The organism is Exiguobacterium sp. RIT341, assembly GCF_000632205.1.
In the GTDB taxonomy this organism is placed as follows: domain Bacteria; phylum Bacillota; class Bacilli; order Exiguobacteriales; family Exiguobacteriaceae; genus Exiguobacterium_A.
On record NZ_JFYW01000001.1, the window covers coordinates 453,326 to 474,033 of the forward strand.

Below are 20,708 nucleotides of genomic sequence, written 5' to 3' on the forward strand. Positions count from 1 at the left end.
GCCGTGGATGACTCCGCGGCCTCTTTTTAGATGAAATTATTCTTCGAGTTGAGAAGGGGCGACACGGATGTCGCTTTGAGCGGATAGATGTTTTCCTTTGACGAAGAGATGATAACTTCCCCACATGACAAGGAAGAAAGGAACACCGATGTATAGAGCGATTCGTTGATCCGCTTGAAACGCAAGACTGACGAGGACGACGACGTTAAGTGTCAACGAAATCAGTGGTAACACCGGATAGAGTGGTGTCTTAAATTTCAGTTCGGATACATCGTGTCCGTTTCGGACGAACTGACGACGAAATGCAAGCTGCGAAGCAGAGATTGAAATCCAGCCGACTTGAGCCCCGAGTCCGGCTAAGGACAAGAGCCAAATGAAGACGGTATCTTCTGCGAAAAATGCGGTCAGAAGCGATAACATCGCGAACATCATCGTAAAGAGCAACGCCCGCATCGGCACACCACGTGCATTGACGTAAGATAATTTCTTTGAAATCATCCCTTCTTGCGCCATTGCCCATAACATCCGAGTCGCCGCATATAATCCGGAGTTTCCGACGGACAATAGTGCCGTCAAGACGACGATGTTCATCAAATCAGCAGCGTACGGAATACCGATCGCATCAAAGACCATGATGAACGGACTGCTGATTCCGCCAGCTGTTTCATACGGAATTAATGCACCAACGATCGTAATCGATAAGACGAAGAAGATGAACGTCCGCCAGACTGTATTGCGGATCGCTTTTGGAATCGATTTTTCGGGCGTGTCGGACTCCCCAGCCGCAACACCGATCAATTCCGTTCCTTGGAAGGCGAAGTTGACGGCAATCATCGTCGTCAAGACACCGAGAATCCCGTTCGGAAACCAACCGCTTGCCGTAAAGTTCGCAAATAACGATGTTGGGCGATCTGCTTCCATCGGTAACCAGCCGAACCAGGCAGCGCCACCTAGAATGATGAAGAACAGGATCGCGAGGACCTTCAAACTCGAGAACCAGAATTCGGCTTCACCGAATGCTTTGGCGGAGACGGCGTTCAGACCGAACAACAAGACCGTAAAGATGGTACACCAGACGACAACGGGTACATTCGGAAACCAGCGATCCATCAAACTGCCGGCAGCTGTGATTTCGAGTGCCACCGTCACGGCCCAGCCGAGCCAATAAATCCAACCGACGGCAAAGCCGATTCCTGGTCCGATGAAGCGGGTCGTATAGGTCTGAAATGACCCCGAGACCGGCAGATAGACCGCTAATTCTCCTAGACATAACATCGTCAGATACATGATGGTCCCACCCACGATGTAACTGAGGACCGCCCCGAGAGGTCCTGCTTGTGAAATCGTTAACCCTGACCCTAAAAATAAGCCTGTTCCGATGATTCCGCCGAGTGAAATCATGAACAGGTGTCGACTCGTCATCTCTCGTTTGAGTTGCATGATGACTTCCCCCAATTCTGACAAAATAAAGTACGTTCCTATTGTAAGCGTTTTCAATAAAAGCGACAATTAGTTTATGAGAAAAATAAATGAGGGCATAAAAAAACCGGAAGGGAAGATTCCCATCCGGTGGTTGCGCCTTATACGCGTTCGACTTTACCTGATTTAAGAGCTCGAGCTGAAACCCAAACCTTTTTCGGCTTACCGTCGACGAGGATACGTACTTTTTGTACGTTGACTCCCCAAGTACGTTTTGTTTTGTTCAATGCGTGTGAACGGTTGTTACCCGACTTTGGCGATTTCCCAGTAACGTAGCATTTACGTGCCATGCGTTCCGCCTCCTTTTATGTTGTTTTGCGTTCGTCCTAATAGACACTTTGCTATCTTAGCATGGTGTCAGGGCGGTTGCAACATAAAAAAAGTAGCTGACAAGAAAAAAACTTGACAGACAACCTCGAAATTTAAAATAATGGATGAGGATGATGGTAAAAGTTCATTTGACCGCTACTATTTTTCACTTATTCATTGTATAGTCAGTACGGCGACTTTTCAATAGTAGGTCCTTATAGTAGAATTATGAGAAGAATACAATATTCAAAGGGGGCTACTCAGGTGGCGATCGAGATGAAAACGACCTATGGAAAGATTGATGTAGATAATGATGTCGTCGCGCAACTTGCGGGCGGCGCAGCAATGGAATGTTTTGGTGTCGTTGGTATGGCATCCCAGTCTCAAATCAAGGATGGTCTTGCTGAACTCTTAAAACGTGAGAACTTTGCACGCGGTGTCATCGTTCGACAGGCTTCAGAGCAGGTCCATATCGATATGCATATCATCGTAAGCTATGGAACGAAAATCTCAGAGGTGGCGAACAACGTACAGAGTCGCGTGAAATACACGCTCAGTCAGGCACTAGGTCTTGACGTGACATCTGTGAACATCTTTGTCCAAGGAGTCCGCTTGACGAATGTCTAAGGCGGGAATAGAGGAGGAAACTTTAGTGAGTGTAGATCGTTTAACAGGAGCGCAGTTAGTCAAGATGATTCAAAATGGCGCGGCGAATCTCTATCAAAACGCAGATTTCGTCGATTCATTGAACGTCTTCCCTGTGCCAGATGGTGATACGGGAACGAACATGAATTTGACGATGACTTCAGGTGCAAAAGAAGCAGGTAAGTCCACTTCGGATTCTGTATCGGAAGTCGCAAACGTCTTCGCACGTGGATTATTGATGGGGGCGCGCGGAAACTCTGGCGTCATCTTAAGTCAATTGTTCCGTGGATTCTCGAAATCAATCGAAGGAAAAGCAACGATTGATACGAAAGAGTTCGCTGATGCGTTACAAAAAGGTGTCGATACAGCATACAAAGCAGTCATGAAACCGGTCGAAGGAACGATCTTGACAGTTGCCCGTGAGACAGCTGTCGCTGCTATCGCACAATCTGAAACGACGACGGATTTCTTAGAGTTGATGCGTCAACTCGTCGAAGCATCGAAAGTATCGCTTGACGGAACTCCTGACCTTCTTCCTGTATTAAAAGAAGTTGGTGTCGTTGATTCAGGTGGTCAAGGTCTCGTCTGTATCTATGAAGGATTCCTCGCGACACTCGAAGGAAAAGAACTTGATAAGCCACATGCGCCAGTCATGGAAGCACTCGTCGAAGCAGAGCATCATAAATCGGCTCAAAGCTTCATGTCGACAGAAGAGATCCATTACGGCTACTGTACGGAAATCATGGTTCGCTTCCAAGATGACAAGTTAGCAAATGCGCCGTTCAGTGAAGAAGCATTCCGGAACGAATTAGCGGAATTCGGTGATTCGTTGCTCGTCGTCGCGGACGAAGAGCTCCTTAAAGTTCACGTCCACGTTGAAACGCCAGGAGAAGTCATCACAAAAGGACAACGTTTCGGTGAGCTCGTTGCTGTTAAGATTGAAAATATGCGTCAACAACACTCGACGATCCTCGAAGAAGAGGGCGCGAACCAAGTCACTCCAGTCGCTGCACCGAAGACAAAAGTGAAAGCAGCCCTCGTGACAGTCGCAATGGGTGAAGGTATCAGTGAACTCTTTAAATCACTCGGTGTCAGTGTCGTCATCGAAGGCGGACAAACGATGAACCCGTCAACGGAAGACATCGTCAAGGCGATCGAGGATGCACACGCTGAACATGTCTATGTTTATCCGAACAACTCGAACATCATCATGGCCGCTGAACAAGCAGCTTCTGTTGCGAATTGTGGCGTAACTGTCGTGAAATCAAAGACAGTCCCACAAGGTTTGGCGGCGACGATCGTCTATAATCCGGAAGCGACTGTTGAAGAGAACGAAGCACACATGGAGGATGCGATCGCAGCTGTGAAGTCGGGTCAAGTCACATATGCCGTTCGTGATACGAATATTGATGGTGTTGAAATCAAGAAAGACGATCACATGGCGATTGCTGAAAAACAAATCGTTGCTACGGACACTTCGAGTCTTGGTGCTGTCAAGAAACTGGTCGATACACTCGTCACAGAGGACGACGAAATCATCACAGTTCTTTACGGTGAAGGCGTTTCGACAGAAGAAGTCGACGACCTCGTCGCGTACATCGAATCGGTTAATCCGGATGCTGAAGTGGAAGTCCACGACGGCAAACAACCACTTTATTCGTACATTTTAAGCGTCGAATAAAACCATCATACTGAAAAAGGGCGACTAGCCTTTTCACGAATCCCACCATCTGCGATAATAGAGGTGGGATTTCGTTTGTTTCATAGAGAGGGGAAAAGAAATGAAATATCGTAGCGTCTTTGACATCATCGGACCAGTCATGGTTGGTCCATCGAGCTCGCATACAGCAGGGGCTGCACGGATTGGATTGATGGCGGGTAAATTATTCGGGGAAACGCCTACTGTCATCCACATCACGTTTTACGGTTCATTCGCTGATACGTATCGTGGACATGGAACGGATGTCGCCATCATCGGCGGTGTTCTCGGATACGATACGTTTGACGACCGGATTCCGCAATCGATCGATATCGCGAAGTCGAAAGGGATTGAGATTCATTTCGAGACGAGTGAAGCGTTGACGGATCATCCGAATACGGCTCGTGTCCATTTGACGAATGGAGTAGAAGAGTTTGAATTGGTCGGTATTTCAATTGGTGGGGGAACGATTGAAATCACGGAATTAAATGGCGTACCGCTTCGTTTGTCCGGTGGGGGACCGGCACTTGTCGTCTTGCACCATGACCGGTTCGGAGCAATTGCAGCTGTGACGAGCATTTTGGCTGATTACGAAATCAACATCGGGCATATGGAAGTATCACGGCACGAAAAAGGAAAACAAGCACTCATGGCAATTGAGATTGATGACCGGATTACGGCAGATGTGTTAGAAGAAATCGATCGGTTACCTCAAGTCGAGCGTGCCGTCATGATGGGAGAGTGAAGAAATGTTCAAATCCGTTAAAGAACTCGTCGCCATCGCGACGGAACGAAATATTCCAATTTCGGAAGTCATGATCGAACAAGAGATGACGGTTCGTCATTTGGAGCGAGATGAAGTCTATGCGATGATGGAACGAAACCTACAAGTGATGGAAGATGCGGTCGCTCGTTCACTTGATGGCGACGGTGTGCAATCGGTGACAGGTTTAACTGGTGGAGATGCTGTCTTACTCCAGCGGTACCGTGCTTCAGGTAAAGGATTATCCGGTGATTTATTACTGGACGCCGTTAGTAAAGCAATCGGAACGAATGAAGTCAATGCTGCGATGGGAAAAATTTGTGCGACACCAACGGCAGGGAGTGCCGGCGTCGTGCCAGGTACGTTATTTGCGGTCAAAGATCGCTTAAACCCAACGCGTGAGCAAATGCTACGCTTCTTATTCACATCCGGTGCGTTCGGCTTCGTCGTCGCGAACAATGCGTCGATCTCCGGAGCGGCTGGTGGCTGTCAGGCAGAAGTTGGTTCAGCAACAGCGATGGCAGCTGCTGCCATCGTTGAGATGGCGGGCGGAACACCGGATCAGTCAGCACATGCCTTTGCGATCGCACTGAAGAACATGCTCGGACTCGTCTGTGATCCTGTCGCAGGACTCGTCGAAGTGCCATGCGTGAAACGCAATGCGATGGGCGGGGCGAATGCTGTTGTCGCTGCCGACATGGCACTCGCAGGAATCACGTCACGGATTCCGTGTGATGAAGTCATCTCAGCCATGCATGAGATTGGTCAGATGATGCCGTCTGCGCTTCGCGAGACAGCAAAAGGTGGACTCGCGAATACGCCGACGGGTCGCTGGCTCGAAGCGAAAATCTTCGGAGAGTTATCGAATGAATCCATCACGTGACGTCAAGACATTAAAAGGTGTCGGACGGGATTTGGCGAAAAAACTAGAAGAGATGAATATTCTCACCGTTGCGGACGTGCTCGAGCACGTCCCGTTTCGTTATGACGACTTCGTGACGGGAAGTCTAACGGAAGCAATCCATGAGGATAAAGTCAAGTTCACGGGTCAAGTCCAGTCTGAACCACTTGTGCGCTATTATGGCAAAGGAAAGAATCGTTTAACGTTCCGTCTGCTCGTTGAAGAACGGTATAGTGTGACCGTAACGATGTTCAACCGGGCATTCTACAAAGACCAATTGCAACTCGGAGCAGAAGTGACGGTCAGTGGCAAGTGGGATTTACACCGGATGACGATCTCTGCGACGGAATTGCAATTCGGGGCAATCGAAGGCGAATTGACACCAGTCTACTCGCTCCGGGGTGACATGCGGATGAAGACATTCCGACGCGTCGTCGACTTGGCGTTCAAGGAGACTGAGGCATTAGCTGAACGAATCCCGGATAGCATCCGGAAGACGTATCGGTTGCAAGACCGGATGACGATGTTGAAGTCGCTTCATTTCCCAACGAATCGACAAGAGTTGACGGCTGCTCGTCGCAGTTATGTCTACGAGGAGTGCCTCTATTTCCAACTGAAATTACAGGCGTTACGTCTTGGACGACGGAAAGGTCGAGGGATGGCCTTGCCTTTACATGAAACGGATATCGCGAATTTCATCAAGAGCCTGCCGTTTCCGCTGACAGGTGCCCAGCAACGTGTGACAAAAGAGATCCTAGACGACATCGGTCGCGGCGAACGAATGAATCGGTTGCTGCAAGGGGATGTCGGAAGCGGGAAGACCGTCATCGCTGCCATCGCCTTGTTCGCGACGGTTCGTGCGGGAAGACAAGGCGCTTTGATGGTGCCGACCGAAATTTTAGCGGAACAGCATGCAGCGTCGCTCGCCCCATTGCTTGAACCACTTGGGATTCGTGTCGGTCTGCTGACGAGTTCCGTCAAAGGAAAAGCGCGCGCGCACTTGCTAGAAGCTCTCGCAACAGGAGAAATCGACGTCTTGGTCGGAACACATGCGCTGATTCAAGACACCGTCCAGTTCAAGGCATTACACCTCGTCATCACCGATGAACAACATCGCTTCGGTGTCGAACAACGGAAACGATTGCGCGCGAAAGCCGAACAGGCAGATGTATTATATATGACAGCGACACCGATTCCGCGTACGCTTGCGATATCGGTCTTTGGAGATATGGATGTTTCGATCATCGATGAGATGCCGGCGGGACGAAAGGAAATCGAGACCTACTGGGCGAAACCGCAACAGATGGAACGCGTTTTCGGGTTCGTCGAGAAAGAATTGTCGCAAGGTCGACAAGCCTACGTCATCACGCCATTGATCGAGGAATCCGAATCACTCGAAGTTCAAAATGCGATCGAATTACATGCGACATTGACCGAGCGGTTCAAGCCCTATCATGTCGGTTTGATGCATGGGCGCTTGACTTCTTCAGAAAAAGACGAGGTCATGCAGGCGTTCAAGGACAACACCGTTCAAATTCTTGTTTCGACGACGGTCGTCGAGGTCGGCGTGAACGTTCCGAATGCATCGATCATCGTCATTCATGATGCAGAACGCTTTGGGCTAGCTCAATTACATCAATTAAGAGGACGCGTCGGACGAGGCGATGCTCAGTCGTACTGTATTCTAATTGCTGATCCCTCTTCCGATACCGGAAAAGAACGGATTAAGACGATGACGGAGACGAACGATGGCTTCAAGCTAGCGGAAAAGGATTTGAAACTGCGCGGAGCCGGAAATTTCTTTGGTACCGAACAAAGTGGATTACCGAGATTCGTCTTAACCGATCCAGCACTTGATATTCAAGTCATGGAAACGGCCCGACAAGATGCAGTCCGATTACTGCGATCGGATGCTTTTTGGCAAGCGCCGGAATACGATGTCTTACGTGAATATATCGAACGGCAAGGGCTTCTTGAAGGAGAAAGAATCGAATAATACTTGAAAGTGAACAACAAGGGATATATACTACTGTTAGTACCAGGTAATAATAGTAGTCATCCTTCTTGTGGGAGGAACGTACATGCGGGTACCTAAAAAACAGAGACAACAAGAATTATTACAGACGATCGAGCAAAATCCGTTCATCACGGATGAAGCGCTGGCGACACGATTTCGTGTCAGTATCCAGACGATTCGTCTGGACCGGATGGAATTAAAAATTCCGGAATTACGGGAGCGAATTAAACATGTCGCGACTGAACGCCTGGATGATGTGCGTACGTTGACTGAAAATGAAGTCATTGGTGATATGATTGACCTGAAACTTGATACATCTGCCATCTCAATCCTTGAGGTTTTGCCGGAACATGCGTTTAGTCGAAATGCAATCGCCCGTGGACATATCTTGTTCGCACAGGCGAACTCGCTTGCGATTGCGCTCATCGATGATGAACTCGCGTTAACGACCCGTGCGAACGTTCAGTTCACACGCTCCGTCCACGTCGGAGAACGCGTCGTCGCGAAGGCATTCGTCAGTTCCCATCGCCAAGATGGGCGTTCTGACATCACGGTAGAGAGTTATGTCGGTGAAGAATGTGTCTTTATCGGCGAATTCACAGTGTATCGAAGTAGTAAGGAGGAATCGAAATGATTTTAGCAGTTGACGCCATGGGGGGCGACCATGCACCCCGTGCCATCGTAGAAGGGGTCGTTGCCTATCTGGCAGAACGTCCAAACGACAACATCGATATCCGACTAGTCGGAGATGAGTTGAAGTTACGCTCATACACAATCGAGGATCCGCGCGTGACGATCGTCCACGCAGCATCCGTCATCACCGGAGAAGATGAACCGGTACGTGCCATTCGCCGCAAGAAAGATAGCTCACTCGTTGTGGCTGCAAACCTGGTGAAATCAGGAGAAGCAGATGCCTTGATTTCAGCAGGCAACACGGGAGCGCTCATGACTGCCGGATTGTTCGTCATCGGTCGGATCGAAGGAGTTGACCGTCCTGCACTGGCCCCGACTTTCCCGACACGTAATGGGAAGGGTGTCGTCATCTTAGATGTCGGCGCCAACCCGGATGCGAAGGCAGAGCATTTGCTCGATTATGCCATCATGGGGTCTGTCTACGCAGAACAAGTTCGCGGTATCACACGTCCTAAAGTCGGGCTCCTGAATATCGGATCAGAAGCCGGTAAAGGGAATGCATTGACGAAGGAAACGTATCCGCTACTTGAGACAGCACCGATTCATTTCGTTGGGAACGTCGAGGCGAGAGAAGCGATGAGCGGTGACGTCGATGTCATCGTTACGGAAGGTTTTGCCGGCAACACGTTACTTAAGAGTACTGAAGGGGCAGCCAGTATGATCATGGGTGTCATGAAAGAACAATTCATGAGCTCGTGGACATCAAAGCTCGCCGCTCTCGTACTTAAACCGAAGTTGAAAAAAATGAAGCAGTTGCTCGCCTATGAAGAATATGGTGGTGCCGGACTATTCGGTATTGCGGCTCCGGTCATCAAGGCGCATGGATCAAGTAATGCCTATGCATTCAGCAGAGCGCTCGTTCAAGCTGAAAAGATGGTCGAACAAGAAGTCGTTGCCAAAATCGTTCAGGCGAAAGCAACTGAAGCACGTTAAGAAGGAGTGAGACGAGATGGGGAAAACAGTTTGGATGTTTCCGGGACAAGGGTCACAGACGCCTGGAATGGGACAGACGCTCATCACGCAAGACGAGACACGCCAAGCACTCGCTGACCTCGGAACGCGAATTGGTCTGGATCTGACGACGCTGATGACGACAGGGACGAAGGATGAATTGAAAGCGACGGATATCGCTCAACCAGCCATCGTCGCACACAGTGCATTACTCGCACAGCAGTACGCAGCACAAGGACATACACCTGATTTCGTACTCGGACACAGTGTTGGAGAATATAGCGCGCTCGTCGCAGCTTCTGTCATCACACCGTCTGAAGCCGTCTATCTCGTCCGCGAACGCGGAAAACTCATGAATCAAGTCACGGGTGGAACGATGGCAGCAGTCATTGGCATGAATGATGTCGAGGCAGCCCATCACGCAGTTGAATCAATTGCGGCAACGGGAGAAATCGTTCAAATCGCCAACTACAACTGCCCTGGACAATTCGTCATCTCTGGACAAATCGCGGCGGTCGAATCTGCCACAGCGAAGTTGAAAGAGCTCGGAGCAAAACGAGTCTTACCACTTGATGTCTCGGGTGCGTTCCATTCGTCGCTCATGACACCATTCGCACCACGATTCGAAGATATTCTCGTCTCGTCACCGTTTGAAGCGGCGAAGACGAAATTCATCTCGAACGTCGACAGTTCGTTCCATGATCAACCAGACGAATTGATTCGTTTGCTCGTTCAACAGCTCTATTCGCCGGTCCGGTTCGAATCATGCGTCGAGCGTTTAATCGAAGAGGGTGCGGATACATTCATCGAGTTCGGTCCATCATCTCCGCTGAGCGGTCTCGTGAAACGAATCAAAAAAGATGCGAAGATCATCAGCATCACGACACTTGAGCAATTGGAAGCGGAGGGAATTCGTTGAGTAAAGTAGCACTCGTCACTGGCGCGTCACGCGGCATCGGAGCTGCCATCGCGAAGCGATTGGCAACAGATGGTTTCCGTGTCGTCGTCAACTATGCAGGAAGCACGGACAAGGCGGAAGCTGTCGTCCGTGAAATCAAGGAAGCAGGCGGTGAGGCACTCGCGATTCAAGCGAATGTCGCTGAAGCGGATGCTGTCAAACAGATGATCAAACAAACGATTGATGCGTTCGGTCAACTGGATTGTGTCGTCAATAATGCCGGCATTACGCGTGATGGTTTGCTAATGCGCATGAAGGAAGCGGATTTCGATGCCGTCATCGATACGAACCTGAAAGGGGCGTTTCTTGTCACGCAAGCCGCGACACGTCCTTTGTTAAAAACAAGCGGTCGTATCATCAACATCGCATCAGTCGTCGGTATTTCCGGAAATCCAGGGCAAGCGAACTATGTCGCAGCGAAAGCGGGTCTGATCGGGCTGACGAAATCCGTCGCACGTGAACTCGCTAGTAAGGGCGTCACAGTCAATGCCATCTGTCCAGGCTTCATCGAGACGGACATGACGGATGAATTGACAGAAGAACAGCGGAACCTGTCACTCGGGCAAATTCCGTTGAAACGCTTCGGTCAAACCGACGATATCGCTTCACTCGTCAGTTTCATTGCTTCAGATGAAGCACGATACATCACAGGTCAAACTCTAGCCGTCGATGGCGGCATGACAATGTAACACAACTAACGGTAGTACTTTGCCAAATCGGCAATCATCTTATATACTCAACTCATGGAGGGATTTTAAAATGACAAAAGAACAAATCTTAGTAGACGTACAAGAAGCAATCGCAGAAAAATTAGGTAAAGAACAAAGTGAAATCACACTTGATAAGTCGTTCAAAGACGACCTCGGAGCTGACTCTCTTGAAGTCATGGAACTCGTCATGGACTTAGAAGACAAGTTCGAAATCACGATCGAAGATGAGCAAGCAGAAAACTTGAAGACTGTCGGCGATGTCGTCAACTACATCGAAACACAAGTCTGATCATTGAAGCTGACCCACCGCAATTTGCGGTGGGCTTTAGCTGTTTAGGAGGAACTATGACGAATCAAAAAGGACGTCGTGTCCGAAAAGGACCCTATGTAAAACGACGCAAGGATGCTCGGACGCTCGCTCAGATCGAGCAAAAATTCGAAGCGTTACAAGAGCGTCTGAATATCAGGTTTTCTAATGTTGAGCTATTGAAACAAGCCTTCACGCACTCTTCGTTCGTCAATGAACAACGTGAGTCGGAAGGGGATAACGAACGCCTAGAATTTTTAGGGGACGCTGTCTTAGAGTTGACGGTGTCACGCTATCTATTCGAACACTACCCGGAACGTTCCGAGGGGGAATTAACGAAATTGCGAGCGGCGATCGTCTGTGAACCGTCACTCGTCCAATTTGCGAATCACTATCAGTTTTCTGATATGATTCTGTTAGGTAAGGGGGAAGAACTGACCGGTGGTCGGAATCGTCCAGCCTTACTTGCGGATGTCTTCGAATCCTTCATTGGCGCCTTGTATCTTGACCAAGGCATCGAAGCAGCCGAACGATTCCTCGCCGAAGCGGTTTTTCCGAAAGTGGCGACAGGCTTTTTCGAAGAACAGACAGATTTCAAGAGTCAATTACAGGAAGCGATTCAACGTGTCGGCTTAGGTGTCATCGAATATGAAATTATAGAGGAACGCGGTCCGGCGCATAGTCGGGAGTTCATCTCTCGTGTTCAAGTCGCGGATGAGCTCGAAGGGATTGGAACGGGGCGTTCGAAAAAAGAGGCAGAACAACAGGCGGCAAAACAAGCCTTACTTGAATTAAAAAAACAGTTTTAAGCAACAAAAGGCCGACCATCTCTCGAACGCACAAGAGATGATCGGCTTTTATCGTGTGGTGCTTACTCGATTAAACAGTCTTAAGGGATTTCAGTTCGTCGACGATCGCGTCGACCTCTGCAAGTGATAGCGAGTCTCGCATCATGACGAACTCATAAATCTCTTTTAAGTCCTCATTTTTTGAGCCATCGAACTGTTCTGCTTTAATGACCCCTTTGTTGATGATATTCAATTTATCTAAGATTGCTTCAATCATTTGTTCAATCGTCATCGTGTTATTCGCTCCTCTTCTTCTTGTTTCGCATGATACTACCTTAAAACCTATCATGTTGCTAGCGTTTCGGCTATGGTAAACTGAAAGAAATTCAAAAGAAATTTAAACATACGGGTGATCAAGATGTACTTAAAACGAATTGAAATCAATGGCTTCAAATCATTTGCCAATCGAACTGAACTAGAATTCCTTCCGGGTGTCACGGCAGTCGTCGGACCGAACGGAAGTGGAAAATCAAATATATCGGACGCTGTCCGTTGGGTGCTCGGAGAACAATCTGCGAAGTCACTACGTGGGGCGAAGATGGAAGACGTCATTTTTGCCGGCAGTTTGTCTGAACACCGAAAACAATTTGCAGAAGTGACGCTCGTCTTAGATAACGAGTCGGGAACGGTCGCGTTACCTTATCAGGAGATCAGTGTTACACGTCGTGTCAGCCGTAATGGCGATAGCGATTATTTTTTAAATAAAAAACCATGTCGCCTGAAGGATGTCCTTGATTTGTTCATGGACACAGGCTTGTCGCGTGATGCTTTTGCGATCATCGGACAAGGGCGAGTTGAACAAGTCATCTCCGGTAAACCGGAAGAACGCCGTGCTGTCATCGAGGAAGCAGCAGGCGTCTTGAAGTATCGTCATCGCAAAAAGCAAGCCGAGCGGAAATTAAGTGATACGGAAGCGAATCTATCGCGTGTCGATGATATTTTATATGAACTTGGTGGACGAATCGAGCCGTTACGTGAACAAGCGGCGCTTGCGAAAGAGTATCTCGTCGCTCGAGAACGGCATGATGTACTGGAACGTGGCATCTTGGCGCATGAAATCACGACGTATCAGACGGAGCTCGAAACACTGGCGCGTGATATCGCACAATGTGAAGAACGTCTTGCATCTCAAAAGACAACTCACGAAGAGACCGTCGTGTCCCGGGAGAAACAAGAAGCGACGCTTGAAGAAGAACGACAACAAGAAAACGCTTTGCAGGAGCAACTTCGACATGTCTCGACGCGACTTGTTGAGATCCAAGGTGCCCTTAACCTAGCGAAAGAACGTGAAAAACACGGGACCGAGACGAAAGAGCGACTCGAACAAGAGGTCGCGATCGTCGAAGAACGCGTCAAGGAACTAGAACTCGAACTAACCGCTTTACAGGAACGCCAAGCAGAAGTCGATCAGGAAGCAAAACGGATTACGGCTGAGCGAGAACGAGCTGATCAAGCGTTGACACAAACTGATCGTGATTTTGATAAGGAAGCCGAAGCATTACGTTCGGAAGCCTTTGAAGTGGCGAGCCGATTGGCTGCGACGAATAATGCCTATAATCGGGCGAAGCAAGATCTCATGCAGGCAGAAGAACAACAACGTTCCTTTACGGTGGATAGCGGTACGAAGCAGTCGACCCGTCGTCAACTTGAGGAAGACGTCGCTCGATTAGAAGCGGACGTTGCTTCGATCCGGACAGAATTAGATCAAGTGACTGAGGAAGAGGCAACGGCACTCGCAGCGCGAGACGAACAACAACATGCGTTACGCCAAGTTGAACAGTCCGTTGCGGATTTAGAGCGACGTCGTCATAAGACGGAAGATCGGATTGAATTTCTTGAATCCGTCAAAGCCGACTATAGCGGTTATTTCGGTGCCGTTAAGACGATATTAAAACAACGAGATCATTACCCAGGTATTCACGGAGCGGTCGCGGAGTTGATTTCGGTCCCTGCGCGATTTGAAGCGGCAATCGAGACGGCGCTTGGTGGGGCAATGCAAAACATCGTCGTTGATACCGATGCGACAGGACGTCGTCTAATCCAGGAACTGCGACGCTTAAATGCCGGTCGAGCGACGTTCATGCCGCTCGCCTCACTCCAAACACGTGAAGTCAACCGTTCGGTGCGAGAACAAGTCGGGGGGATGTCTGGATTCGTCGGGATCGCAAGTGATCTTGTGACGACAGACGAGACGCTGACGAAATTAAAGATGAACTTACTCGGTACGACACTCGTCGTCGAATCACTTGAACAAGCGAACCAAATTGCCCGTTCGACAGGACATCGCTATCGTCTCGTCACGCTCGAAGGAGATGTCGTCAACGTCGGTGGAACGATGACCGGCGGAAGTCGGAAAAAAGGCACACCATTGTTCAGTCAATCGCGCGAGCTCGACGAGTTAAAAGAGGGACTGACGCGAGGGCAAGCGGTCATTCGGGAGCAGATGCGCCGCTTGGAAGATCTAAGAGCGGCGATTCAGACGCTTGATGCTACTGCTCGGACGCGGACAGAAACGATTCAAGAATTACAAGGACAACTCGAGCAATCGCGGGATACGTTGGCAGATGCGAAGCGTCACCTCGCCGTCATGACATCCGAATTATCGGTTGAAGATCGGCAGATGGCACGTGTGCTCGAACAAGAACAGGAAGCACGCCGTATCATCGAAATGTCAGAAGTCGAGATCGCGAAATGGACGGAACGTCAAACAGAGCTCAGACAAGCACTTGATCGTCTTAAGGATGCTCAAGCTCGTGGTGCCGTCACGATGGACGAACTGAAGAAGGAACAAGCAGAAGCAGTTCTTGAAGAGCGGACGATTCAAATGAAACAAGCGCAACTCACGCAAGATATCGAGCGTCTGACGGAACAGGTCAGTCACGCGAAGCTTGAACGTGGTCATAAACGCCGTGACTTGCGTCATGTCCTTGAAGGCTTCGATGAAGCGAAAATCGATGCCTTGCACGGCGAGCAGCGTGAACAGGAACAGGAGCAGAAGCGGGTCGAGACCGAAATTGTCGCGATTGGACAACGGATTCAAGTGCAGGCAGAATCCTTGCGCTTAATTCGAATTCGCGAAGCGAAGACGAAGGACGATCAACAAACGACGAAACAGGCACTTGAGCAATTACGACTCTCACAAGGGAAAACGAGTACACGCCTTGAGACAAGACAAGAAATGCTGGAAGAGATGGGATTACTGCTCGAGTTGATCGCTCCGCTCGATCAATCGTATGATGAGGCGAAAGAGGAAATTCATCTGCTCAAGCGTCAACTCGAAGAAATCGGCATCGTCAATATCGGTGCAATCGAAGAATTCGCGGAAGTCGATGAACGGTTTACGTTCCTATCGGCGCAACGAGATGATCTCGTCGCCGCTAAAACGGATCTCTATGGTGTCATTGAAGAGATGGACCGGGAAGTCATTCGATTGTTCCGACAAACGTATGATGCCGTCCGTGAGCATTTCCGAGAAACGTTCCGGGAGTTGTTCGGGGGTGGAGAAGCCGACCTTGTACTCGTCGATCCGACTGATCTACTGACGAGCGGAATCGATATCGTCGCGAAACCGCCAGGCAAAAAGCTACAAAATTTGTCGCTCTTGTCAGGTGGAGAGCGTGCCTTGACGGCGATCGCTCTCTTGTTCGCGATTCTAAAGACCCGTCCTGTCCCATTCTGTGTCCTCGATGAAGTCGAGGCGGCACTTGATGAAGCGAACGTCGCGCGATTCGGCGAATTTGTCCATCAGCTAGCGCGCGAGACACAGTTCGTCATCATCACCCATCGGAAAGGAACGATGGAGGCGGCAGACGTCTTGTACGGCGTCACGATGCAGCAAAACGGGATATCTGAAGTGTTATCCGTTAAACTAGAAGAGGCACGACGTACATTAAGTGAAGAACCAAAGGAGATTAAACAATGAGTTTCTTTAAAAAACTGAAAGACCGCTTGACGACTTCGACGCAAGAAGTCACGACGAAATTCACACAAGGACTGACAAAGACACGCGATGGACTGGCAAGTGCCGTCAATGATCTCGTCTATCGTTTCCGCGAAGTCGATGAGGATTTCTTCGAAGAATTAGAGGAAGTATTGATTCAAGCCGACGTCGGCGTGACGACGACAATGGATTTGGTCGAGGAGTTAAAGACAGAAGTTAAACGACGTAACGTCAAGGATCCAAAAGAAGTACGTGATGTCCTCGTTGAAGTCGTCGCGAAGATGTTAGTTGAAGAGGAAGAGACAGCACTCGATCTCGATCATGAGCTGAACGTCATTCTCTTCGTCGGTGTTAATGGGGTCGGGAAGACGACGACGATCGGGAAACTTGCGAACCGCTTGAAACAAGAAGGCAAGAGCGTCATGTTAGCAGCGGGTGATACGTTCCGTGCGGGTGCAATCGATCAACTGCAAGTCTGGGGCGAACGCTCCGGTGTACCGGTCATCCGTCAAGGAGAAGGATCGGATCCGGCCGCTGTTGTTTACGACGCTGTCCAAGCAGCTAAAGCACGTAAGGTCGATGTCCTGATTTGCGATACGGCAGGACGCCTTCAAAACAAGGTCAACCTGATGAACGAACTTGAAAAGGTCAAACGTGTCATCGAACGTGAAATTCCAGGCGCTCCTCACGAAGTATTGCTGGCGCTTGACGCGACGACAGGACAAAACGCGATGGTGCAGGCGAAAGCCTTCAAACAAGCGACGAACGTCAGCGGGATCGTCTTGACGAAGCTTGATGGAACGGCAAAAGGTGGAATCGTCCTTGCGATCAAGAACGAATTGAACCTCCCGGTCAAGTTCGTTGGTCTTGGTGAAAAAATCGATGATTTACAACCGTTTGATGCAGAACAATTCGTGTATGGATTGTTCGGTGATGTCTTTGAAGAAAAAGAAAACGTTGACACGGAAGAAAGCGCAGAATAAGCGACGTTTCATGTAAAGAAAAAAACTTGACAACACACTGTGAGGGCTGTACTATACTATCTGTAAAGGAATTTCACTTAACATTGCGGAGGTGCTCGGATGACACTTGATAAAACGAACCGGATGAACTATCTGATTGACTTTTATCAGGAGCTTTTGACGCCAAAACAACGGAATTACATGTCACTCTATTACTTAGATGACTTTTCCTTAGGTGAGATCGCCGATGAGTTTGAAGTCAGCCGACAAGCAGTCTACGACAACATAAAACGCACGGAAGCCATGCTCGAGCAGTATGAAGAACGACTATCCCTGTTCAAGAAACACGAACGGCGAAAGCAGTTACTCGATCAGCTGAAGCAATGCGACCTTCCGGGTGAAGCCCTAGTGATCATTGAGACATTGGAGCAATTAGAGTAGGAGGCATTCTTAATGGCATTCGAAGGATTATCGGAACGGCTTCAAGCCAGTCTCGCTAAAATGCGAGGTAAAGGTAAGATTTCTGAAGCAGACGTCAAAGAGATGATGCGCGAAGTTCGCTTAGCGCTACTTGAAGCCGACGTCAACTTCAAGGTCGTCAAACAATTCGTAAATGATGTAAAGGAACGTGCCGTCGGACAGGACGTCATGACATCTTTGACGCCAGGGCAACAAGTCGTCAAGATCGTCCATGATGAATTGACGAATCTGATGGGTGCGGAAGTGTCACCATTGACGCTTGCGAACCGTCCTCCGACCGTCATCATGATGACAGGTCTGCAAGGGGCAGGTAAAACAACGACAACGGGTAAGCTTGCCAATCATTTACGTAAAAAACATAATCGTAGTCCTTTGCTTGTTGCGGCGGATATTTATCGTCCGGCAGCAATCAAACAATTAGAGACACTCGGGAAACAATTGGAGTTGCCGGTCTTCTCAATGGGAGATCAGGTCAGTCCGCAAGAAATCGTTACCGGTGCACTCGATTATGCAAAAGAGCATCATCACGATATCGTGTTGATCGATACGGCAGGTCGTCTGCACGTCGATGAGGAACTAATGCAGGAACTCGTTGATGTTAAAGAGATCGCCAAACCGCATGAAATCTTCCTTGTCGTCGATTCGATGACGGGTCAGGACGCCGTCAACGTCGCAGAAAGCTTCAACGAGAAGCTTGGCGTGACGGGGGTTGTTCTGACGAAGCTCGACGGAGATACGCGAGGTGGTGCAGCACTCTCCATCAAGGCAGTCACCGGAGCACCGATTAAATTCGTCGGTCTTGGAGAGAAGCTCGATGCCATCGAACCATTCTATCCCGAGCGGATGGCGTCTCGGATTCTAGGCATGGGAGACATGCTGACACTGATTGAAAAAGCAGAGTCACAAATGGACGCTACGCGTGCCAAAGAGTTAGAAAGCAAAATGCGCGATGCATCGTTTACATTCGATGATTTCATCGAGCAGTTGCAGCAAGTGAAACAGATGGGTCCACTCGACGAACTGTTGGGAATGATCCCTGGGGCAGGTAAAGGGAAGATGAAGGGGTTGAAAAACGCCCAAATCGATGAGAAGCAACTCGTGTATGTCGAAGCGATTATCCAATCGATGACGAAACGAGAGCGGACTGAACCTGAAATCTTGAATGCGAGTCGTCGGAAGCGGATTGCCCGTGGTAGCGGACGCAGTATCCAAGAAGTCAACCGTCTCATTAAACAGTTCGAAGACATGCGGAAAATGATGAAACAATTTTCCGGACAGATGGGCAAAGGGAAAAAGAAAGGCTTTGGCCTTCCATTCTTTTAAAAGTCTTTTCTCTTTTGCTGTAACGTTGTATACTAATGAAGTTGTCAATTTGACTAAACGAAAAAATCATCTATTATTTGGAGGGACTTACGAATGGCAGTTAAAATTCGTCTTAAGCGCATGGGCGCAAAAAAATCACCTTTCTACCGTGTGGTAGTAGCAGACTCACGTGCACCACGTGATGGTCGTTTCATCGAGCAAATCGGATACTACAATCCAGTTGCTAAACCAGAAGCAGAAGTTAAAATCAACGAAGAGCTAGCTCTTAAATGGCTCTCTGAAGGTGCTAAACCTTCGGACACAGTTCGTAACCTCTTCTCACAAGCTGGTATCATGGAGAAATTCCACAACGCGAAACTCGCGAAGTAAGACGTTAGGAGGTGAGCAAAAGCTTACCTCCTTTTTTAATTCAAGAAAGGAAGTGAAATGAATGGAATGGTTGGAAATTGCGAAAATCGCCAATACACATGGTCTAAAAGGTGAATTAAAGTTACTCGCGAGCACGGATTTTCCGGAGGAACGCTTTAAAGTCGGGAAGGAAGTTTTTCTTGGATCTGACGGAACGTACACACCGGTGACAATCAGTAGTTACCGAAAACACAAACAATTCATCATGGTGACGTTCAAAGGGATGCACCATATCAATGACGTCGAGAAGTATAAAGGATTGAAACTCTATGTCCACGCAGAAGATTTACAAGACTTAGACGAGCATGAATTTTACTATCATGAGATCATCGGTTGTACGGTTTATGACGGTGAGACGAAAATCGGAGTCGTATCCGACATTCTTGAAACAGGCGCAAACGACGTCTGGACGATCAAACGCGATGGGAAAAAGGATGTCCTGATCCCGTATATCGAGCAAGTCGTTGCTTCCGTCGATGTCGAGCAAAAACGTATCCAAATCACACCGCTTCCAGGATTGATTGAAGAATGAACATCCGAGTGTTGACGTTGTTTCCGGAAATGTTTTCAGCGCTCGATCATTCAATAGTCAAACGAGCGCAAGATGATGAACGCGTCAGTCTTGAAACAATCAATTTTCGAGACTTCTCGACGAATCGTCATGGTAAAGTCGATGATTATCCGTATGGTGGAGGAGCAGGCATGCTGTTGACCCCTCAACCCGTCTTCGACGCGATGGCGAGTCTGCCGGAAGGAAAACGACGAATCATCGTCATGACACCGACCGGTAAACGTTTTTCGCAACGGATGGCAGAAGAGTGGGCACAAGAAGAAGAACTGGTCTTCCTATGTGGTCATTACGAAGGATTTGATCAGCGGATTCATGATCACCTTGTAACGGATGAGGTCTCGCTTGGGGACTTCGTCTTGACGGGAGGGGAACTGGCTGCGATGACAATGATTGACGCTGTCGTCCGCCTCTTACCGGATGTCCTCGGTGCGTCTGAGAGTCATGAAGATGATTCCTTTTCGACGGGACTTCTTGAATATCCACACTATACACGTCCTGCTGAATATGCCGGATACCAGGTACCCGACGTCTTGTTATCAGGCAACCATGCCCGGATTGCAAAATGGCGACGGGAACAGTCGCTGAAGCGGACATTTGAGCGTCGTCCGGATCTGTTGGCTGATGCTCCATTAACCGAGGATGATCGTCTTTATTTAGAATCGATTTCAGGATTGTCAAACGATTGAATCTATGATAAGTTAAAACATGTGGCAAAAGCCACCCATTAACGATGTTCCGCTGTCG

21 protein-coding genes are annotated in these 20,708 nt (G+C 48.9%); 18 read left to right on the forward strand and 3 right to left on the reverse strand.

The features are described from left to right. Positions 1–36: 36 nt before the first annotated feature. Both BW42_RS02240 and rpmB read right to left on the reverse strand, forming a co-directional pair. Complete coding sequence (locus tag BW42_RS02240) at positions 37–1,440, reverse strand: amino acid permease (protein ID WP_035406904.1); 1,404 nt, start codon at positions 1,438–1,440, stop codon at positions 37–39. Between the two features lie 140 nt (positions 1,441–1,580). Continuing rightward, positions 1,581–1,769: a 50S ribosomal protein L28 gene (rpmB, locus tag BW42_RS02245; RefSeq protein WP_023468758.1), complete on the reverse strand. Its 189-nt coding sequence runs from the start codon at positions 1,767–1,769 to the stop codon at positions 1,581–1,583. A 283-nt stretch (positions 1,770–2,052) separates the two neighbouring features. Here rpmB and BW42_RS02250 point away from each other — a divergent pair, with 283 nt between their 5' ends. The 11 genes from BW42_RS02250 to rnc all read left to right on the forward strand — a co-directional run bounded on the left by BW42_RS02250 (position 2,053) and on the right by rnc (position 12,241). Further along, the gene (locus BW42_RS02250) at positions 2,053–2,415 is read left to right on the forward strand and encodes an Asp23/Gls24 family envelope stress response protein (protein WP_023468757.1); all 363 of its coding nucleotides are present in this window, start codon (positions 2,053–2,055) and stop codon (positions 2,413–2,415) included. Positions 2,416–2,440: 25 nt separating this feature from the next. Continuing rightward, positions 2,441–4,114: a DAK2 domain-containing protein gene (locus tag BW42_RS02255; RefSeq protein WP_369792026.1), complete on the forward strand. Its 1,674-nt coding sequence runs from the start codon at positions 2,441–2,443 to the stop codon at positions 4,112–4,114. 100 nt (positions 4,115–4,214) lie between these two features. After that, entirely contained in the window at positions 4,215–4,877 is a 663-nt protein-coding gene (gene sdaAB, locus BW42_RS02260) for an L-serine ammonia-lyase, iron-sulfur-dependent subunit beta (RefSeq protein ID WP_035406910.1), read from the forward strand. A 4-nt stretch (positions 4,878–4,881) separates the two neighbouring features. Further along, positions 4,882–5,778 carry an L-serine ammonia-lyase, iron-sulfur-dependent, subunit alpha gene (gene sdaAA / locus BW42_RS02265; RefSeq protein WP_035406913.1) on the forward strand — a complete coding sequence of 299 codons (897 nt, stop codon included), beginning with the start codon at positions 4,882–4,884 and terminating at the stop codon, positions 5,776–5,778. After that, entirely contained in the window at positions 5,762–7,792 is a 2,031-nt protein-coding gene (gene recG, locus BW42_RS02270) for an ATP-dependent DNA helicase RecG (RefSeq protein WP_035406916.1), read from the forward strand. Before sdaAA ends, recG begins: the two co-directional genes overlap by 17 nt. 85 nt (positions 7,793–7,877) lie before the next feature. Beyond that, positions 7,878–8,447: a transcription factor FapR gene (gene fapR / locus BW42_RS02275; RefSeq protein ID WP_035406919.1), complete on the forward strand. Its 570-nt coding sequence runs from the start codon at positions 7,878–7,880 to the stop codon at positions 8,445–8,447. Next, the gene (plsX, locus tag BW42_RS02280; protein WP_035406922.1) at positions 8,444–9,439 is read left to right on the forward strand and encodes a phosphate acyltransferase PlsX; all 996 of its coding nucleotides are present in this window, start codon (positions 8,444–8,446) and stop codon (positions 9,437–9,439) included. Before fapR ends, plsX begins: the two co-directional genes overlap by 4 nt. Before the next feature lie 16 nt (positions 9,440–9,455). Further along, entirely contained in the window at positions 9,456–10,376 is a 921-nt protein-coding gene (gene fabD, locus BW42_RS02285) for an ACP S-malonyltransferase (RefSeq protein WP_035406924.1), read from the forward strand. Next, the gene (gene fabG, locus BW42_RS02290; RefSeq protein ID WP_035406929.1) at positions 10,373–11,104 is read left to right on the forward strand and encodes a 3-oxoacyl-[acyl-carrier-protein] reductase; all 732 of its coding nucleotides are present in this window, start codon (positions 10,373–10,375) and stop codon (positions 11,102–11,104) included. The genes fabD and fabG overlap by 4 nt, the downstream gene beginning before the upstream one ends. 70 nt (positions 11,105–11,174) lie before the next feature. Beyond that, positions 11,175–11,414: an acyl carrier protein gene (acpP, locus tag BW42_RS02295; RefSeq protein ID WP_029342095.1), complete on the forward strand. Its 240-nt coding sequence runs from the start codon at positions 11,175–11,177 to the stop codon at positions 11,412–11,414. 56 nt (positions 11,415–11,470) lie between these two features. Further along, a complete protein-coding gene (gene rnc, locus BW42_RS02300; RefSeq protein ID WP_035406932.1) occupies positions 11,471–12,241 on the forward strand; it encodes a ribonuclease III in 771 nt (256 codons plus the stop codon). A gap of 70 nt (positions 12,242–12,311) precedes the next feature. Here the strand turns inward: rnc and BW42_RS02305 are convergent, their stop codons facing one another. Then, positions 12,312–12,512: a DUF1128 family protein gene (locus BW42_RS02305; RefSeq protein WP_023468746.1), complete on the reverse strand. Its 201-nt coding sequence runs from the start codon at positions 12,510–12,512 to the stop codon at positions 12,312–12,314. A 126-nt stretch (positions 12,513–12,638) separates the two neighbouring features. On the opposite strand from BW42_RS02305, the gene smc reads away from it, so the two are divergent. From smc to trmD, 7 genes are all read left to right on the forward strand, one after another. Then, on the forward strand, positions 12,639–16,202 hold the full coding sequence (smc, locus tag BW42_RS02310) for a chromosome segregation protein SMC (RefSeq protein ID WP_035406935.1): 3,564 nt from the start codon (positions 12,639–12,641) through the stop codon (positions 16,200–16,202). Next, positions 16,199–17,203 (forward strand): signal recognition particle-docking protein FtsY, encoded by a 1,005-nt coding sequence (ftsY, locus tag BW42_RS02315; RefSeq protein ID WP_035406938.1) that lies wholly within the window; start codon positions 16,199–16,201, stop codon positions 17,201–17,203. The genes smc and ftsY overlap by 4 nt, the downstream gene beginning before the upstream one ends. A gap of 99 nt (positions 17,204–17,302) precedes the next feature. Then, on the forward strand, positions 17,303–17,623 hold the full coding sequence (locus BW42_RS02320; protein ID WP_023468743.1) for a putative DNA-binding protein: 321 nt from the start codon (positions 17,303–17,305) through the stop codon (positions 17,621–17,623). Between the two features lie 12 nt (positions 17,624–17,635). Beyond that, positions 17,636–18,985, forward strand: a complete 1,350-nt coding sequence (gene ffh / locus BW42_RS02325) for a signal recognition particle protein (RefSeq protein ID WP_023468742.1) — start codon at positions 17,636–17,638, stop codon at positions 18,983–18,985. Positions 18,986–19,078: 93 nt separating this feature from the next. After that, positions 19,079–19,354 (forward strand): 30S ribosomal protein S16, encoded by a 276-nt coding sequence (rpsP, locus tag BW42_RS02330; RefSeq protein WP_023468741.1) that lies wholly within the window; start codon positions 19,079–19,081, stop codon positions 19,352–19,354. Between the two features lie 61 nt (positions 19,355–19,415). Further along, positions 19,416–19,925, forward strand: a complete 510-nt coding sequence (rimM, locus tag BW42_RS02335) for a ribosome maturation factor RimM (RefSeq protein WP_035406941.1) — start codon at positions 19,416–19,418, stop codon at positions 19,923–19,925. Further along, the gene (gene trmD / locus BW42_RS02340) at positions 19,922–20,650 is read left to right on the forward strand and encodes a tRNA (guanosine(37)-N1)-methyltransferase TrmD (RefSeq protein WP_035406944.1); all 729 of its coding nucleotides are present in this window, start codon (positions 19,922–19,924) and stop codon (positions 20,648–20,650) included. The genes rimM and trmD overlap by 4 nt, the downstream gene beginning before the upstream one ends. Positions 20,651–20,708 lie beyond the last annotated feature (58 nt).

What these genes read in the sequence shown, in the direction of transcription:
- ffh (WP_023468742.1), top strand. Translation starts at nt 17,636, where the DNA reads ATGGCATTCGAAGGATTATCGGAACGGCTTCAAGCCAGTCTCGCTAAA.
- BW42_RS02240 (WP_035406904.1), bottom strand. Translation starts at nt 1,440, where the DNA reads ATGCAACTCAAACGAGAGATGACGAGTCGACACCTGTTCATGATTTCA.
- rimM (WP_035406941.1), top strand. Translation starts at nt 19,416, where the DNA reads ATGGAATGGTTGGAAATTGCGAAAATCGCCAATACACATGGTCTAAAA.
- sdaAB (WP_035406910.1), top strand. Translation starts at nt 4,215, where the DNA reads ATGAAATATCGTAGCGTCTTTGACATCATCGGACCAGTCATGGTTGGT.
- rpsP (WP_023468741.1), top strand. Translation starts at nt 19,079, where the DNA reads ATGGCAGTTAAAATTCGTCTTAAGCGCATGGGCGCAAAAAAATCACCT.
- fabD (WP_035406924.1), top strand. Translation starts at nt 9,456, where the DNA reads ATGGGGAAAACAGTTTGGATGTTTCCGGGACAAGGGTCACAGACGCCT.
- BW42_RS02320 (WP_023468743.1), top strand. Translation starts at nt 17,303, where the DNA reads ATGACACTTGATAAAACGAACCGGATGAACTATCTGATTGACTTTTAT.
- plsX (WP_035406922.1), top strand. Translation starts at nt 8,444, where the DNA reads ATGATTTTAGCAGTTGACGCCATGGGGGGCGACCATGCACCCCGTGCC.
- recG (WP_035406916.1), top strand. Translation starts at nt 5,762, where the DNA reads ATGAATCCATCACGTGACGTCAAGACATTAAAAGGTGTCGGACGGGAT.
- fapR (WP_035406919.1), top strand. Translation starts at nt 7,878, where the DNA reads ATGCGGGTACCTAAAAAACAGAGACAACAAGAATTATTACAGACGATC.
- trmD (WP_035406944.1), top strand. Translation starts at nt 19,922, where the DNA reads ATGAACATCCGAGTGTTGACGTTGTTTCCGGAAATGTTTTCAGCGCTC.
- acpP (WP_029342095.1), top strand. Translation starts at nt 11,175, where the DNA reads ATGACAAAAGAACAAATCTTAGTAGACGTACAAGAAGCAATCGCAGAA.
- smc (WP_035406935.1), top strand. Translation starts at nt 12,639, where the DNA reads ATGTACTTAAAACGAATTGAAATCAATGGCTTCAAATCATTTGCCAAT.
- rnc (WP_035406932.1), top strand. Translation starts at nt 11,471, where the DNA reads ATGACGAATCAAAAAGGACGTCGTGTCCGAAAAGGACCCTATGTAAAA.
- rpmB (WP_023468758.1), bottom strand. Translation starts at nt 1,769, where the DNA reads ATGGCACGTAAATGCTACGTTACTGGGAAATCGCCAAAGTCGGGTAAC.
- BW42_RS02305 (WP_023468746.1), bottom strand. Translation starts at nt 12,512, where the DNA reads ATGACGATTGAACAAATGATTGAAGCAATCTTAGATAAATTGAATATC.
- sdaAA (WP_035406913.1), top strand. Translation starts at nt 4,882, where the DNA reads ATGTTCAAATCCGTTAAAGAACTCGTCGCCATCGCGACGGAACGAAAT.
- ftsY (WP_035406938.1), top strand. Translation starts at nt 16,199, where the DNA reads ATGAGTTTCTTTAAAAAACTGAAAGACCGCTTGACGACTTCGACGCAA.